Annotated in this window: 15 protein-coding genes; 7 read left to right on the plus strand and 8 right to left on the minus strand. The window is 58.5% G+C overall.

Annotation, left to right across the window (positions count from 1 at the left end):
- Positions 1 to 2 precede the first annotated feature (2 nt).
- Positions 3 to 908, minus strand: a complete 906-nt coding sequence (locus ACQKPZ_RS01835) for a LysR family transcriptional regulator (RefSeq protein WP_427535423.1) — start codon at positions 906 to 908, stop codon at positions 3 to 5.
- 138 nt (positions 909 to 1,046) lie between these two features.
- On the opposite strand from ACQKPZ_RS01835, the gene ACQKPZ_RS01840 reads away from it, so the two are divergent.
- Positions 1,047 to 1,271, plus strand: coding sequence for a hypothetical protein (locus ACQKPZ_RS01840; RefSeq protein ID WP_427535425.1), 225 nt, complete (start codon positions 1,047 to 1,049; stop codon positions 1,269 to 1,271).
- A 50-nt stretch (positions 1,272 to 1,321) separates the two neighbouring features.
- Here the strand turns inward: ACQKPZ_RS01840 and ACQKPZ_RS01845 are convergent, their stop codons facing one another.
- The 3 genes from ACQKPZ_RS01845 to ACQKPZ_RS01855 form a co-directional block, all read right to left on the minus strand.
- Positions 1,322 to 1,633, minus strand: a complete 312-nt coding sequence (locus ACQKPZ_RS01845) for a hypothetical protein (RefSeq protein WP_427535199.1) — start codon at positions 1,631 to 1,633, stop codon at positions 1,322 to 1,324.
- A gap of 20 nt (positions 1,634 to 1,653) precedes the next feature.
- A complete protein-coding gene (locus tag ACQKPZ_RS01850; protein ID WP_427535201.1) occupies positions 1,654 to 2,589 on the minus strand; it encodes a hypothetical protein in 936 nt (311 codons plus the stop codon).
- Between the two features lie 100 nt (positions 2,590 to 2,689).
- Positions 2,690 to 4,681 (minus strand): KAP family P-loop NTPase fold protein, encoded by a 1,992-nt coding sequence (locus ACQKPZ_RS01855; protein WP_427535202.1) that lies wholly within the window; start codon positions 4,679 to 4,681, stop codon positions 2,690 to 2,692.
- Positions 4,682 to 5,504: 823 nt separating this feature from the next.
- Here ACQKPZ_RS01855 and rfaD point away from each other — a divergent pair.
- A complete protein-coding gene (rfaD, locus tag ACQKPZ_RS01860) occupies positions 5,505 to 6,536 on the plus strand; it encodes an ADP-glyceromanno-heptose 6-epimerase (RefSeq protein WP_427535203.1) in 1,032 nt (343 codons plus the stop codon).
- 118 nt (positions 6,537 to 6,654) lie between these two features.
- On the opposite strand, the gene ACQKPZ_RS01865 is transcribed toward rfaD, so the two are convergent.
- From ACQKPZ_RS01865 to paaY, 4 genes are all read right to left on the minus strand, one after another.
- Entirely contained in the window at positions 6,655 to 7,869 is a 1,215-nt protein-coding gene (locus tag ACQKPZ_RS01865) for a type II toxin-antitoxin system HipA family toxin (protein WP_427535205.1), read from the minus strand.
- Positions 7,869 to 8,213, minus strand: coding sequence for a helix-turn-helix domain-containing protein (locus ACQKPZ_RS01870; protein ID WP_427535207.1), 345 nt, complete (start codon positions 8,211 to 8,213; stop codon positions 7,869 to 7,871). The genes ACQKPZ_RS01865 and ACQKPZ_RS01870 overlap by 1 nt, the downstream gene beginning before the upstream one ends.
- A 133-nt stretch (positions 8,214 to 8,346) precedes the next feature.
- Positions 8,347 to 9,270 (minus strand): phenylacetic acid degradation operon negative regulatory protein PaaX, encoded by a 924-nt coding sequence (gene paaX, locus ACQKPZ_RS01875; protein WP_427535209.1) that lies wholly within the window; start codon positions 9,268 to 9,270, stop codon positions 8,347 to 8,349.
- Positions 9,271 to 9,347: 77 nt separating this feature from the next.
- Positions 9,348 to 9,947: a phenylacetic acid degradation protein PaaY gene (gene paaY / locus ACQKPZ_RS01880; protein ID WP_391125602.1), complete on the minus strand. Its 600-nt coding sequence runs from the start codon at positions 9,945 to 9,947 to the stop codon at positions 9,348 to 9,350.
- 345 nt (positions 9,948 to 10,292) lie between these two features.
- Here paaY and paaF point away from each other — a divergent pair, with 345 nt between their 5' ends.
- From paaF to pcaF, 5 genes are read left to right on the plus strand one after another with little or no spacing between them, the layout of a single operon-like run.
- Positions 10,293 to 11,066 (plus strand): 2,3-dehydroadipyl-CoA hydratase PaaF, encoded by a 774-nt coding sequence (paaF, locus tag ACQKPZ_RS01885; RefSeq protein WP_391125605.1) that lies wholly within the window; start codon positions 10,293 to 10,295, stop codon positions 11,064 to 11,066.
- 33 nt (positions 11,067 to 11,099) lie between these two features.
- Entirely contained in the window at positions 11,100 to 11,891 is a 792-nt protein-coding gene (gene paaG / locus ACQKPZ_RS01890) for a 2-(1,2-epoxy-1,2-dihydrophenyl)acetyl-CoA isomerase PaaG (protein ID WP_427535211.1), read from the plus strand.
- A gap of 2 nt (positions 11,892 to 11,893) precedes the next feature.
- Positions 11,894 to 13,411 carry a 3-hydroxyacyl-CoA dehydrogenase PaaH gene (gene paaH, locus ACQKPZ_RS01895; RefSeq protein WP_427535213.1) on the plus strand — a complete coding sequence of 506 codons (1,518 nt, stop codon included), beginning with the start codon at positions 11,894 to 11,896 and terminating at the stop codon, positions 13,409 to 13,411.
- Positions 13,404 to 13,844, plus strand: coding sequence for a hydroxyphenylacetyl-CoA thioesterase PaaI (gene paaI, locus ACQKPZ_RS01900; protein WP_391125614.1), 441 nt, complete (start codon positions 13,404 to 13,406; stop codon positions 13,842 to 13,844). The genes paaH and paaI overlap by 8 nt, the downstream gene beginning before the upstream one ends.
- Positions 13,837 to 15,057: a 3-oxoadipyl-CoA thiolase gene (gene pcaF, locus ACQKPZ_RS01905; RefSeq protein ID WP_427535215.1), complete on the plus strand. Its 1,221-nt coding sequence runs from the start codon at positions 13,837 to 13,839 to the stop codon at positions 15,055 to 15,057. The genes paaI and pcaF overlap by 8 nt, the downstream gene beginning before the upstream one ends.
- The last annotated feature ends 73 nt before the right edge of the window (positions 15,058 to 15,130 follow it).

Consider the following 15,130-nt stretch of genomic DNA (forward strand, 5'->3'; position numbering starts at 1 on the left):
AGTCAGGTGCTCTGACTGCAATCCAGGCTCGCTTTTCGAAGCCATTGATTCGCGGGATCTGCCTCTTTACGCACGTGCCAGGCTTGCTGATATGACAGGACGGGGAGATCCAGAGGGGCCTCGAATGTTCGTAGTGTCGGATATCTGTCGAGCCCGCTCACAGCCCAACTCGCTACCGTCAAAATGAGATCTGTACCTGCTATCAGTTCGATTGCAGCGCTCCAGTGAGGAAGCGCAACGGCGATTCTTCGCCGGACACCCAGGTTGGCAAGAACTCTTTCGATCTCGTCATTAGCGTCAGGACGCAGGGCTAGCATCACATGAGGACGGTTTAGCCATTCCTCGAATGTGAGCTGTCCGCATTCTGGGAGCGCGCTTTTATCGGCGAGACTCACAAAGCGTTCTGGAAACAACTCTTGCACCTGGATGCCTTCGGGATACTCCGGAAAGATACCGAGGGCTACATCGAGTTCACCATCAGCCAGCTGCGCCATCATAGTCTCACGGCTCGCCTGGCTGACGGCCAGATCCACTCCCGGCGCTACGCTTCGGACATGACGCACCAAGCTTGGAAGTACACGTCGCGTGGCATAGTCCGACAGAGACAGCCGGAACCTCGCTTGCGATTTCCCTGGATCGAATTCTGAAGCTCCTAAGAGATCGTTGAGGTGCCTCAGGGCCTGCTCAAGCGGGGCCAACAAGCTTTGCGCTCTAGCGGTCAGTACCAACTGGCCATCGCGACGAATCAGCAGCTGGTCGTCGAAGTGCGCCCGGAGCTGGGCCAGCGCATGACTGACGGCTGGCTGGCTCTTGTGCAGCCGAACCGACGCACGAGTCACATGTCGCTCCAGCAACAGGGCATGGAGGGTCAGTAGCAGATTGAGGTCGATTCTACGTAGCTCTTCCAGCATTTGGCTCGAATCTTTGCGTTGGGTCAAAGGAGCCTATCAAACGGTAGCGAACGATGACAGATCGTTGCTTCGTAGCTGGATAAAGCTTCCGCGTCGATGGGGTACCCCATTTTGCGTTGCTGCTAGCAGTACGCAATTTCTGCCTGGTTTGGTAGGTGTCTTTACCGGACGGTTACAGCCAAAGCACTGGATGATGAAGACAAGCTGCATGCCGCTCGAGCAGCGGTGGACTTGGCGAAAGTGGCACTAGGGGAGAGGGGCCCGGTGTGGTGGGATGACGGTAGCCCGGACTACAACAGCCACAAGGCGATCAACACGCCCTACGCTGACTGGTATCACCTAATCGATGAGCAGCGGTGAACATGCTTGCGGATTTAGCAGGCCTGATAATACAAGCCTGCACAGCCCAATTATCGATCGTAGGTGTTGCCACCGGTACTGATCTTGTAGATGGTCTCGGAGTAGGGCAGACGCGCAATGATGGTGGTAGCGTTCACCACAGCCCCCATCGTCATGCCGCGGCAAAGCAGGTTCACATAGCCCTGAATACGAACGCACATCGCATCAGCGCTATCGATGAAATTCGTCTTGTTGAGACGAAGCATGATGACTGTCCGCCCTTCTGGTACCGCCCCAATTGGCGGTACTGCGAAGATCGTAATCTGGGTGTAGATGACCAAGCAGAGCAGGGCGATGCCCGCTGCGATGAAAGCCTTCTTCATATGCGCGTCCTATCTCAGTGTCAATCAATACGCTTAACAATGCCGAACCGGCCTTCTTTGAAATCGCTAGCCCGGAGCACAGCGGGAGCTGCTTGGTCACAGCTGTAGGTCGAGTAGCTCACCGGCGGATTACCGAATCGATCCGAGCTACGATCAGCGCACCCTGAAGACGAGGCTACGATGTACAGAGGCTTGGTGATCGCTTCATTCGGGACTTGAAGACCCATTGAGAATCTGATGCTTGCCTTGTGAGCAAAATCGTTGGCGTCGTCGTGGTAGTTACCCAGGAAGGTTGCATAGCTGCTCCAGCTAACGAACTCGAAGCCCATAACACCAAGCCGCTTAAGCTCGCCACCGTTTGATGCGTAAACGATCAGAGGAGCCAGGCGGGGATCTTTGCTCTTGGACGAGTAGGTCACCTTCGCGGTGATGTATCGAGAGCCGCGCTCAGCTGATCGGTACTCATACTCATCACCGTGGTCATTGAAGCTCCACTGGCCGGCTACTTGAGCAGACTGAAGCGAGACAGCGCTGTCGTCCGCGGTGAACGAACCTTTGACCGGGATCGCTTTCATACCAAGAGCCGCCAGACGGCGCTCTTCTTGTTCCTTAGCTTCGCGATCCTTGACCATTTTTTGCAAAAGGCCATTTCCGATCGCGGCTTCGGCGGAGTCAGCGTAGCGGGATGTTAACGATGCCAAGGCTGCTTTCGCGGTTGCCTCGTCCCCGGCATCCACAGCTTTTCTTATCTGGGCTAAGAACACTGCCGGGGTTTCTTTGAGAGTATTATTTTCCTGTTCGAGCTGGGTGATCCTGGTTTTCGCAGCTGCAATCTGTGCTTGCAGAGTACTGACTTCCCCGCTAAGGCTCTCCGCCTGCTTTCTGTAGGCTTCGCTACCATCTCCACATCCCGTGAGGGAAAGAGCCATCCAAGAAACCAGCAAACCATTCCTCACGAAACACTCCTTGGGCATTCCTCGCATCAGGAATGGCAATTTAACATCATTCCGTAACCACCGAAACGAAATGGTGTTCCTAGAGAGGAACCCCAGTTAATCATCTGCTTGCGTCGGTACCGTCCACGCCATAAAGGGGCTTGCCATCTAGCACCGATTGCCATGCTGCACGCGCTGGATAGGCTAGTGTTTCATCTGCGAGTCGCTTGGAAGCATGCTGACGCAGGGTCTTCAGTGGGCAAAATGCTTTGGTCACTTCCTCATCACTTGGCAAGGCGTATGTCGCATTCAGCACGTTTTGAGCAAAGGCTTGTATCACAGCGTCCTTGTTGTCCTGCTCAAGCAAAAGATCGCTGTCGTACCTCCTTTGATTCGGTACGTAGCTCACTCGAAGCAACTCGGCCGCGCAGCTCAGTGCGTATGGGTCAATAGCCACTTGGGTGTAGATTGCTGAGGCGCTCATGGAGTCAAAGGAAGCTGTAAGCAGCTTAATCTGTCGCAAGGCGAGGTCGTCAGGGCTCATTCCAAAGACCCCATCACGGTGTCTTTCACGCTTTACAAAAACGGATGAATCAACAAGCCGAGCGAGCGATACACAAACACTTGAAATATCGTCGAGTTGATCGCTCGGCAAAGAGGAGCCGATTTGGCCGAGCATGTCCATAAATTCATGGCACACTTCAGGAGTGAGAGCCGCAACTATGTTCTCCCGCTGGGCGGGATTTTCTAGATACTGTCGAGCCGTCTTGATGCTCACATCACCATCTGTTATGCCCAACTGCAGCGCGACGAGTAGCCGTGAAGGATCTGAAATCACTCCATCAGTGTACTTACCGTCGCCCATTGAGAAGCCTTCTTCTGCCGCTGCCACCTCAGGAAACAGGAAATGAACGACTTTCCGAATTGCGTCAGTGCGTCCGTGTGCATAAGCAGTTGTTCGCTCAGCTGAGCCTTCAGCGACAAGCTTTGTAGAATCACCAGGCCCAATCTCACTTGGCAGACGTCCCACGAACAGCTGTGGCTTAGCCCTCAACAGGTCATACACCTGCGGGGCTTTCACCGACAATGCTGCTAGCCCAAGGATGTCAGCAAACACAATCTCACCTCGTAGAAGGGGCTCAATCATTCGCACAGCATTGAATACCCGGGCAAGATCACGGGGCTGCTCCAACAGGTCGCGTAACCCTAGTTGATACAGGAAGCCCAGCCGCTTGGTTTGCCCCTCGAAGTACGTTTGGATCGCCTTCGGATCAAGATTCCCGACAGCCGAGTCAAACAGCTTTGCCCGGGCGCTCAAGGATAGGTTTGGCAGCGGCATCCTGACTTGAACGATCTTGTCCAGGTACGAGCTCGATTGAGGAACCTTGACGCTAGAGAGAGCTGCAGTAACGTAAGCGGAATCCCAAGCCACGACATATCCGACCCTTGGCAGTCCCCCGACTGCCTTGATGATTCTGATCATCTCAAATACTTCAGCAGGGAAAAGGCGGTCGACATCATCGATGAATACAATGACAGGGCGATCAAAGCTCCTAAGCGCAGCCTCGACCCGATCCTTTTGCTCCTCAAGGTCGGGCGCTTTGTATTCCGCAACGGCGTCACTGGCATCGCCTGCAGCATCCATCACCGACTTAACCAAGGACACCCACGGCTCCACACCTGGTATGTGTTTTAGGACATCAAAAACCTTTGAGTAAGCTTTGAGCTCTCTGGCTACCTTCCGGCCATCCTTGCTGTGATCGCTTAATTTAACGGCCTTAGCGATGCTGGCTAGAAACTGGCGGAGCAGGGCATCCTTGTCGCCAACCAGCCAAGGGTTGAAATGCACAATAACTGGCTGACGCTTCTTGTCCTCACGGTTGAGCAGGGCCTGAATCATCGCGAGAACTGAGCTTTTTCCGCTTCCCCATGGGCCTTCGATTGACAGCACGAAGCCCGACGTAGAAGGGACTTTACGAAGCGAGGCAGTAGCGATTTCAGCGAACCCTACTCGGGATAGCTGATCGGTGTCGATAGCAGATTCGGGTAGGAGAGGGATGTCGAAATCAATTCCCTCAACATGCGATGCCCCTACTGCGTGCTGCTTGCCCATATTTGCTCCTTTCAGGAGCGTGGAGGCCCCATGCGCGAAATCAAAAGGCCAGCATAGGGTATTTGGGAAGCAGTCGACAGTAGAGCAGACATACGACCTAGCCGAATGTTCTGTCTGCCGAAGGTTGGCCTCTAGATTCTGACGTTTGCTGCGCGCTGCTCCGAAGTTCACAGCCGAGGGCCTTGCCGTAGGATATTTTGTGTCAATCGCACCTTCGGGCTCGTAGAGACCGGCTAACCATCTAGATTTTATGACTGACCACTGCTCGGTATGGCACGCGAAAATTCAGGAAGTCCTGGCTGCGCTTCTTGGCCACCACACCTACAGTGCACTGAAACAGGAAGAGGATGATCAAGAGCTTGAGCATCATCCGTCTTCGAGCTTCCGGGTGAGGTGGTACCCAAGAGCATCGCGGCGCTAGAGGAATGCCTGCCAGCTCGGGTTCTCCCAAACTAGGAAGACTACGCCAATGGCAGCGTTCTTCGTAGCGGTAACGCTCTCGGACGAAGCTTCCTGTGTGAGTGCCATGATGCAAGCTAAGGATGAACCGCTCATCACTGAGTTAGTGAACCAAGGCCTAGCTCACGAAAAGATGGTTAAATCAAGGAGTTGTCAAGAGTGACGGTCGCGCCCAAATACTAAATTTAACATAATACTCATTATGCGCTAATTCGTATTTTCGCCTGAACCCATGGGCTACCAGATTTAAAGCCAGCCCAAGCCTTCCATTCATCAAAACCGGCCCGGTCGTTGACCCAGATTAAGGTTGCCTCATTTTCTCTTGTTTAAAATGCGGGCTCCGCTTCCTCACGGGGATTCTGGCATGACCATCATCGTAACCGGCGCCGCTGGTTTCATCGGCAGCAATCTCGTCCAGGCGCTTAACGAAAGAAATGAATCTGAGATTATCGCCGTTGACGACCTGACCGATGGCGATAAATTCCATAATCTGGCCGACAGCGAAATTGCCGACTACCTGGGCAAAGACGACTTTCTCGATCGTTTTGGTCGTGGTCAGTTTGGCAAGGTGCGCGCTGTACTGCACCAAGGTGCGTGTTCAAGCACCGTCGAAGCTGATGGCCGTTTCATGATGGATAACAATTATCGATTCAGCCGTGAGTTGTTGACAGCGGCTCAACAGCAGCAGATTCCGTTGTTATATGCGTCATCGGCGGCCGTATACGGCGCAGAACGGGGCTTCCGCGAACAGCGCGACTGTGAACGCCCGCTGAACGTCTACGGCTATTCCAAGTTCCTGTTCGATCAACAGGTACGCCGGCAGTTGAAAAGCGCTCGCAGCCAGATCGTTGGCTTGCGTTATTTCAACGTTTACGGCCCCCAAGAACAGCATAAAGGTCCGATGGCGTCTGTGGCCCTGCACTGCTTCGGCCAGTACCAGGCCCACGGAAAAGTCAGCCTGTTTGGCAGTTATGGCGACTATCCCAGCGGTGGCCATCTGCGAGACTTCGTCTCTGTTGATGATGTGGTCAAGGTCAATATGTTCTTCCTTGAAAATCCACAATTGAGCGGGATTTTCAATGTTGGCAGCGGTCGCGCCCAGCCCTTTAATGACGTGGCTTTGACTGTAATCAATCGACTGCGCGAGCAACAAGATCAACCGCCGATTTCGCTTGAGGTAGCCTTGCTTGAGGGCATACTCGAGTACAGCGATTTCCCTGATCATTTGCGTGGCAAATACCAGTGCTATACCTGTGCCGACCTGGAGCGCTTGCGCGCTGCCGGTTACAAGGCACCGACGTTGACAGTCCAGCAAGGCGTAGCCCGCTACTGTGACTGGCTATTGAGCATCGAAAGCCCGCCGCCTGCTCCATTCAAGCAGGCGGCGGTAGCTTGAATTGCTGATATTGGGGGAAGTCCGGCTGCTTTATCACGGATTTGGCCTGTTTTTGCCGTGTTCTGCTAATAACTACACTAAATAGTCATTTAGCGTAGTTATAAAAGCATGCCGCTATTCACATCATCATACGTGCTGAGCTGACTGCATCACAGGCCATGTCCAAGTCGTCACCTGAGAGGAATTGCGCGTAATGATCTTTCAATTCCTGTTCCCATCCCGCGACCTCTTCGAGTAGTTGTTCGGCCTGATCCCTTGCGAGAGCAAAATGTGCATGGTGGCTAAGCAGGTTGCCCCGGCTGACCTGGCTGCCCTCGCGACCAACCGACATGGCCAAGGCTTTAGCGGGGCCCTCATCAAGCATGGGTAATACGTCGTACATTGGTGAAAGTCGCCACTTCCCGCCAATCCAGATTACGGCATGGTTACGCGGGTGATCATCAGAGTTGCCAACTAGGGCGTTGTAGCACATGCGCTTGAACAGTTCGTGCAAGTCGGCTTCTGGAACGCCCCTCCGACGCATCTCGTCTGCCATGGCGGCATAGCGCCAATCCCTATGGTGCGGGCCATTCCACTCCGAATCAAGCAAGGTCAAGCCGCTGAGCATTGGGATGCGCCGGGCGCCCTCCGCAATCGGCGTACGGTCAAAGCGTTCAACCAGCAAAGTGGAAGGGCTTTCAGCATGTAGTGCGGTGCGGGCCACATTGATGCCCTTCCCCGCCGCAAATGTCATACACGCATACTCGATTGTCGGTAAGTCGTAGTGGTCAAATCGATCACGTGGCTTGGCCAGAATGAGCATCCCGTTGTCCTGAAGGGTGCGTTTCGGCCGCGCGCCACCTAATGCGGAACGTTGTTGACGGATATTCAGCGTGGCGGCCGACTCATGGTCAATTTGCCCGTCATACACCGCTTCGCAAGCAGCAATGAACTTTGCCAGGCCCTTCAGGTTCGGGATCGCACCCTCGCCGATGCCTTCGGCAGGGGTTGTGGCACTGCCGGCCATCAGGTTGCCTACTCGGTCGTTGTTTGGTGACCTGAGCAAAAAGTCGATCGTGCCCAAGTCCCGGCCATACGCGCGGTGCAGCAAACGCTCACCCCAACCATCGGGCATGGCGTCGTTGATGAAGCCAGGTATTCCGCGGTTTTTGGAAATACCTGAGTAAGCCTCCCTACGCAGCGGGTAGTTGATCGGGTCGGGTATCCAGCCTCCACGTGCCACCTGATCAGGGGCATACAGGAACTCGCCCAACTTGCCCTTGAGCGTGAGCCGGCCCAGGGTCATGACCTCACCCGTTTCCGGGTGCTCCATATAAATGTAGGCTCGGGACATCAGAACTCCTCGGGCTTGGGTTTCGCCAACCGCACGCGCCTGGCCGCGATACCCTGATGTACATCGTCATCCGAGGTAAAGCGGGTGATCTGAGAGCTTGTTTCCAGGTCCTCCAGCGATGAGAACAGCGTATCGCTGATGCCAAGCCGCCATAGCACCAGCATGAATGAACGCAGATCAACCAGCTCAGAGCCGCTCTCGATCTTGCGCAGGGTGTGCGCCGAAACGTCGATGGCTGCCTTGAGATCGGCCTGGCGCAGGCCTAGGGCGAGTCGACGTGCCTTCACCAGAAGCCCGATCTTATTGAGTGTATCGGCGCATGCGACTGGAAAATAGCCGGGCATAATGGTCACCATCGTTAACACTAACTGAATTAAGGTTAACAGTAGCACACATTATGTATGACTATTTCAAGTTAATGTGTACGATGGTGAGCATTAACAAGGATAAGGTTGACATGGCTTAGCATTAATTGCTTCAAGACAACCCACCAAAACGCCTATAGAAGCTCTCGTTAACATCCGGCAAAGGCCCATCCGCCGTCTCCAGTGCAGCGTTCAGCCATTCTTCTGCCTTGGCAAACACCAGCCGATAAAGATTGCGGCACAACTGTCGGGCAGCCCTTCCCTCCCAATCCCCTGGCAGCAACTCATCCGGTAGTTGCGGATCGCGCAACAGCAAGCGCCGGTACTCATGGATCAGCAGTGTGCGCGCCAGGAAGCAATCTTGTGCATCAAGCACCTGCTGCTCTTTCAAGCCCTGCCACAGCGGCCTGAACAGCTGGATGAACTCGCTGTACTGCTGCCCCAGTTCCTCGATACGCCAGCTTTCCCGTACCTGGGCGCGCATGGCCTTGGAGGCGAGTACTTCCTGGGTGTGGGTTTCAAAGACGATGCTGTCGTCGCTGGCCTCCAGATCGCGTAGCGTGGCAGCCAGGTCAGCCCGGTCAGCCCGGGGGCATCCCAGCAGGTTCGGCGCCATGACGCCAAACCCCTGCCATTCCAGTTCTTCACGCACGGCCTTGCGTTTGCCGGCCTCGAGTTGCGACAGCAGCACCAGCGTCCAGGCGCCATCCCAGGCCGGTTGGCTCTGGCTGTAGACACGTTTGAAGGCTTTTTCGAAGCGTCGGCGGCCGGTGCCCGTGAGGCTGTAGTAGCTGCGCCGGCCTACTTTTTCAGCAGTGAGCCAACCTTCTTTGGTCAGGCGAAAGATCGACGTGCGGATCAACCGTTCATTGATACCTATCGGCTCCAGCAGGTTGATGAGGCTACCCAGCCAGACGGTCCCGCCGTGGGGCTCGATGGCATCGCCATACAAGGTGATGATCAGGGAGCTGGCGCGGATCGGGGTCTGTTCCTGGAAGCGAGTGATCAGGTTGTTCAGGGGGGCAAGATTGCTCATGGGCGAACTGTGCGCGGATAAAGCACCGACTATACCTGTGCGGCGGGCCGCCTGGCCATTGCGTGACGCGACAGCACTCATGCGGTGACCTGGCCTTTGGGTCTGACGCCGGTATCTTCCATGCGCGGCCGCTGCGGTTCGGCTTCGGTCAGTGGCGGGCATTCGACCATGGTGTTCATGCAGCGCTGGGCCAGCTGCTGGTACTGCGCCGTGCCACGCTGCTTCCAGGCCAGCTCCTGTTCGCTCAGGCGCCGTTTCACCTGGGCCGGTGAACCCATCACCAGGCTTTGCACCTCGCATTCAAAGCCGGCTTTGACGAACGCGGTCGCTGCGACGATGCAGCGCGGCGCCACATGGGCTCCGTCCATCACCACCGCGTTCATGCCGATCAGGGCGTCTTCACCCACTCGGCAGCCGTGCAGCACGGCACCATGGCCAACGTGCCCGTTGCGTTCCACGACCGTGTCGCCTCCCGGAAAGCCATGCATCACACAGGTGTCCTGGAGGTTGGCCCCCTCCTCCAGCACGATTCGGCCGAAATCCCCGCGCAGTGATGCGAGTGGGCCTATGTAGCAGCGTGGGCCGACAATGACATCGCCGATCAGCACTGCACTGGGGTGCACGTAGGCAGTCGGATGCACCACGGGCGTCAGGCCGTCCAGTCGATAACAAGGCATGGCAAAGCTCCTGAAATGATTTGAGATGCCAATGGATCTTGTATCACAACGTAAATGCTCGTCAATTGTGTATCGCTTTTGTCGTGACCGGAAGCGTGCAAGAAAAATGACAAAATCCATCGAAAACTCATAGATGAAACCTTTAATCACTCTATATCTGCCCGTAGTCAGTAGTGTCACGATAAAAATAAAGGATACATAAACAAAGCACCAAGCTTGCTAAAGTGTATCGCGTAATGCATATACTGGTCTCACCTGGTCGCGGTCCAGCATCGCGCCCCTGCAAACAATTCCAAGAAATGCCGGCCCCACGATGTGCCGTGCGTGCAGCCAGAGGAACCCCACATGCCGCGATATCTCGATGTGCAGGTGCCGGAAAACGGTGTCCAGCTCATTACCCTGCAACGGCCCGAGGCACTGAACGCCCTGTGCACCGAGTTACTGGAAGAGCTGGCTGCTGCGCTGGATGCGGCCGCCCAGGATGACCAGGCTGGTGCTGTAGTCATTACCGGCAGCCGCAAGGCGTTCGCCGCAGGGGCCGACATCCGCGAGATGGCCGAGCGCGATATGGTCGGCATCCTCAATGACCCTCGTGTAGCTCACTGGCAACGCATTGCCGCATTCGCCAAGCCGCTGGTTGCGGCAGTCAACGGTTACGCCTTGGGCGGTGGTTGCGAACTGGTGATGTGCGCCGACATTGTCATCGCCGGCACCGACGCCCGTTTCGGCCAGCCAGAAATCAACCTGGGCATCATCCCTGGCGCAGGCGGCACCCAGCGCCTGGTCCGGGCTGTAGGTAAGCCTCTGGCCATGCAGATGGTGCTCACCGGCGAAGCCATCACTGCCCGCCACGCCCAGCAGGCCGGCCTGGTCAGCGAAATCACCGAGCCCGAATTCACTGTGGAGCGCGCCATGCAGGTGGCTCGCAGTATCGCCGCCAAGGCGCCGCTGGCCGTACGCCTGGCCAAGGAAGCACTGCTCAAGGCCGGGGATACCGACCTGGCCAGTGGCCTGCGCTTCGAGCGCCATGCATTCACCTTGCTGGCCGGCACCGCCGACCGCAACGAAGGCATTCAAGCCTTTCAGGAAAAGCGCCAGGCCCGCTTCCAGGGCCGCTGATCATCTCCCCTCGACTGACGGAGCGAGTCTGTCATGACTTTCCAGCACATCCTGTTTTCCATTGAGCACGGCGTTGCCCTGCTTTCGTTGAACCGCCCCGAGCAGCTGAACAGCTTCAACACCGCCATGCACCTGGAAGTGCGCGAGGCACTCAAGCAAGTCCGCCAGAACGGCGAGGTGCGGGTGCTGCTGTTGACAGGCGAAGGCCGTGGTTTTTGTGCGGGGCAGGACCTGTCCGACCGCAATGTGGCGCCAGGTGCCGATATGCCCGACCTGGGCGCATCCATCGACAAGTTCTACAACCCGCTGGTGCGCACCCTGCGCGACCTGCCGTTGCCGGTGATCTGTGCAGTCAACGGCGTTGCTGCCGGCGCGGGTGCCAATATCCCGCTGGCCTGTGACCTGGTGCTGGCCGCTCGTTCGGCCAGCTTCATCCAGGCCTTCTGCAAGATCGGCCTGGTGCCGGACTCTGGCGGTACCTGGTTGCTGCCACGCCTGGTCGGCATGGCAAGGGCCAAGGCTCTGGCCATGCTGGGTGAGCGCCTGGGCGCCGAACAGGCCCAGCAATGGGGGCTGATCCACCGCGTGGTGGACGATGCTGCACTGCGTGACGAAGCCCTCGCCCTCGCCCGCCAGCTTGCCACTCAACCAACCTATGGCCTGGCCCTGATCAAGCGCAGCCTCAACGCCAGCTTTGACAACGGATTCGATCAGCAGCTGGAGCTGGAGCGTGACCTACAGCGCCTGGCGGGGCGCAGCGAAGATTACCGTGAAGGCGTAAGCGCCTTCATGAACAAGCGCACGCCAGCATTCAAGGGGCGCTGAACATGAGCGCACTCGCAAGCAATGTGCAGGTTGCGGTGATCGGCGCCGGCGCCATGGGGGCTGGCATCGCCCAGGTCGCCGCCCAGGCCGGTCACCCTGTTAAGCTCTATGACAACCGCCCCGGTGCCGCCACCCAGGCTGTGGCCGGCATTGGCCGGCAGCTCGACCGGCTCGTGGAAAAAGGCAAGTTACAGGCCGCTGACCGGGAAATGATCAGCCTGCGGTTGTGCCCGGTCGATACGCTCGAGGCATTGGCTGATGCCGGCCTGGTGATCGAAGCCATCGTCGAGAACCTGCAGGTCAAGCAGGCGCTGTTCAGTCAGCTGGAAGCCTTGTGCGGCGCTGATTGCATCATCGCCAGCAATACTTCGTCGCTGTCCATCACCAGCCTGGCTGCTGGCCTGGCTCGCCCGCAGCAAGTGGTTGGCATGCATTTCTTCAACCCGGCACCCCTGATGGCGTTGGTTGAAGTGGTATCGGGGCTGGCAACCGCTCCCGCCGTGGCCGCGTGTATCTACGACACCGCCCAGGCCTGGGGCAAACAGCCGGTGCACACGCGCTCTACGCCGGGCTTCATCGTCAACCGTGTGGCACGCCCTTTCTATGCTGAAAGCCTGCGGCTGTTGCAGGAAGGTGCAGCCGATTGTGCCAGCCTGGACGCGTTGCTGCGCGATGCTGGCGGATTCCGCATGGGCGCTTTCGAGCTCACCGACCTGATTGGGCACGACGTCAACTACGCCGTCACCTGCTCGGTGTTCGATGCGTTCTATGGGGATTTCCGCTTCCAGCCTTCACTGGTGCAAAAAGAACTGGTAGATGCCGGCCGCCTGGGCCGCAAGACTGGCCAAGGCTTTTATAGCTACAAAGAAGGCGCCGAGCGCCCAGCGCCGGCCGAACTGCACAGCCACGCCAGCGCCGAAACCTGCGTCATCGAGGGGCACCTGGGTGTGCTGCAGCCTCTGGTCGAGCGCCTGCGCTTGAACGGTATCGCCATAACCCAGCGCGCCGGTAGCGGCCTGATTCAGGTCGGCGATGCCACGCTGGCGCTGTCCGATGGCCGCCTCGCCAGCCAGCGCGCCCGTGAAGACGGCCTGCGCAACCTGGTGCTGCTTGACCTCGCCCTGGATTACAGCACCGCCACGCGCATAGCCGTCAGCTGGTCTGCCGACACCACCGACAGCGCCCGCGACCAGGCCGTGGCGTTGCTGCAGCGCGCCGGTCTCAAGGTGACCGCAGTTGCAGACTTGCCGGGCCTTGTGGTGTTGCGCACCGTGGCAATGCTCGCCAACGAAGCCGCGGATGCTGTGCTACAGGGCGTTGGCAGCGCTGCTGACATCGACCTGGCCATGCGTGCAGGTGTCAACTACCCCTGCGGGCCCCTGGCCTGGGCCGCAATGATTGGCATCCCGAATACCCTGCGGGTGCTCGACAACCTGCAGCGCAGCTACGGCGAGAGCCGCTACCGCCCTTCCCTGTTGTTACGTCGCTGCGAAGCCAAAGGAGGCACCCTGCATGACTGAAGTCGAACTGGCACAAGCCTGTGCCGACGCCATGTACGCCCGAGACCCGGCCACCCAGGGCCTGGGCATCAGCCTGCTGGATGCCGGCCCTGGCCGGGCAAGCCTGCGCATGCCCGTGCGCGCCGACATGATCCAGGGCCATGGCACCTGCCATGGCGGCTTCCTGTTTGCCCTCGCCGACTCGGCGTTTGCCTTTGCCTGTAACAGCTACGACCAGGCCACGGTGGCGCTGGGCTGCAGCATTGATTACCTGGCGCCAGCGCTGCGCGATGACGTGCTCACTGCCGACGCCAGCGAGGTCAGCCGCAAAGGGCGCACCGGCCTCTACGACGTGCGCATTCAGAACCAGCGCGGTGAGCTGGTGGCGATGTTCCACGGCAAATCCTACAAAGTGCGCGGCACCGTGCTGGCGCAGGAGACGCAAGATGACTGATAACACCCTGGCCGATGCCTTGATCATTGATGCCGTGCGCACGCCCATTGGCCGCTACGCCGGGGCCTTGAGCGGCGTGCGTGCCGACGACCTCGCCGCCATCCCGCTAAAGGCGTTGATCCAGCGCCACCCCGAGCTGGACTGGAAGGCCGTCGATGACGTCATCCTCGGCTGTGCCAACCAGGCTGGCGAAGACAATCGCAATGTGGCGCACATGGCCAGTTTGCTCGCCGGCTTGCCGATCGAAGTGCCCGGCACCACCATCAACCGCCTGTGCGGCTCCGGCCTGGACGCCATCGGCAACGCTGCGCGCGCCCTGCGCTGCGGTGAGGCCGGGTTGATGCTGGCCGGCGGTGTGGAATCGATGTCGCGTGCACCGTTCGTGATGGGCAAGTCGGAGCAGGCGTTCGGGCGCTCGGCCGAGCTTTACGACACCACCATCGGCTGGCGTTTCGTCAACCCACAGATGAAGGCCCGTTACGGCACCGATTCAATGCCGGAAACGGCCGAGAATGTCGCCGAGCAATTCAACATCTCACGCGCCGACCAGGACGCTTTCGCCCTGCGCAGCCAGCACAAGGCAGCAGCAGCCCAGGCGCGCGGTCGCCTGGCGCAGGAAATCGTGCCGGTCGAGATCCCCCAGCGTAAAGGCCCGGCCAAGGTGGTCGAGCATGACGAACACCCTCGCGGGGATACCACGCTGGAGCAACTGGCCCGCCTCGGCACCCCGTTCCGCGAAGGCGGTAGTGTCACTGCAGGCAACGCATCCGGCGTCAACGACGGCGCCTGCGCCTTGTTGCTTGCCAGCAGTGCCGCCGCCCGCCGTCATGGCCTCAAGGCCCGCGGCCGTATCGTCGGCATGGCTGTAGCCGGGGTCGAACCGCGGCTGATGGGCATCGGCCCGGTGCCGGCAACCCGCAAGGTACTGGAACTTACAGGCTTGTCGCTGGCCGACCTGGACGTCATCGAGCTCAATGAAGCCTTTGCCGCCCAAGGCCTGGCAGTGTTGCGCGAGCTGGGCCTGGCCGACGACGACCCCCGGGTCAATCGCAACGGCGGTGCCATTGCCCTGGGCCATCCGCTGGGCATGAGCGGTGCCCGCCTGGTCACCACGGCCCTGCACGAACTGGAGGAAACCGCCGGGCGCTATGCCCTGTGCACCATGTGCATCGGGGTTGGCCAAGGCATTGCCATGGTCATCGAACGCCTCTGAGCGGATCCGGCCATCCGCCTGTTACCGAACCGAACGCAGCCGTATATGCTGCGCTCATGACACTCACCGCACG

This window comes from Pseudomonas sp. NPDC089547, assembly GCF_050280665.1.
Classification (GTDB): domain Bacteria; phylum Pseudomonadota; class Gammaproteobacteria; order Pseudomonadales; family Pseudomonadaceae; genus Aquipseudomonas.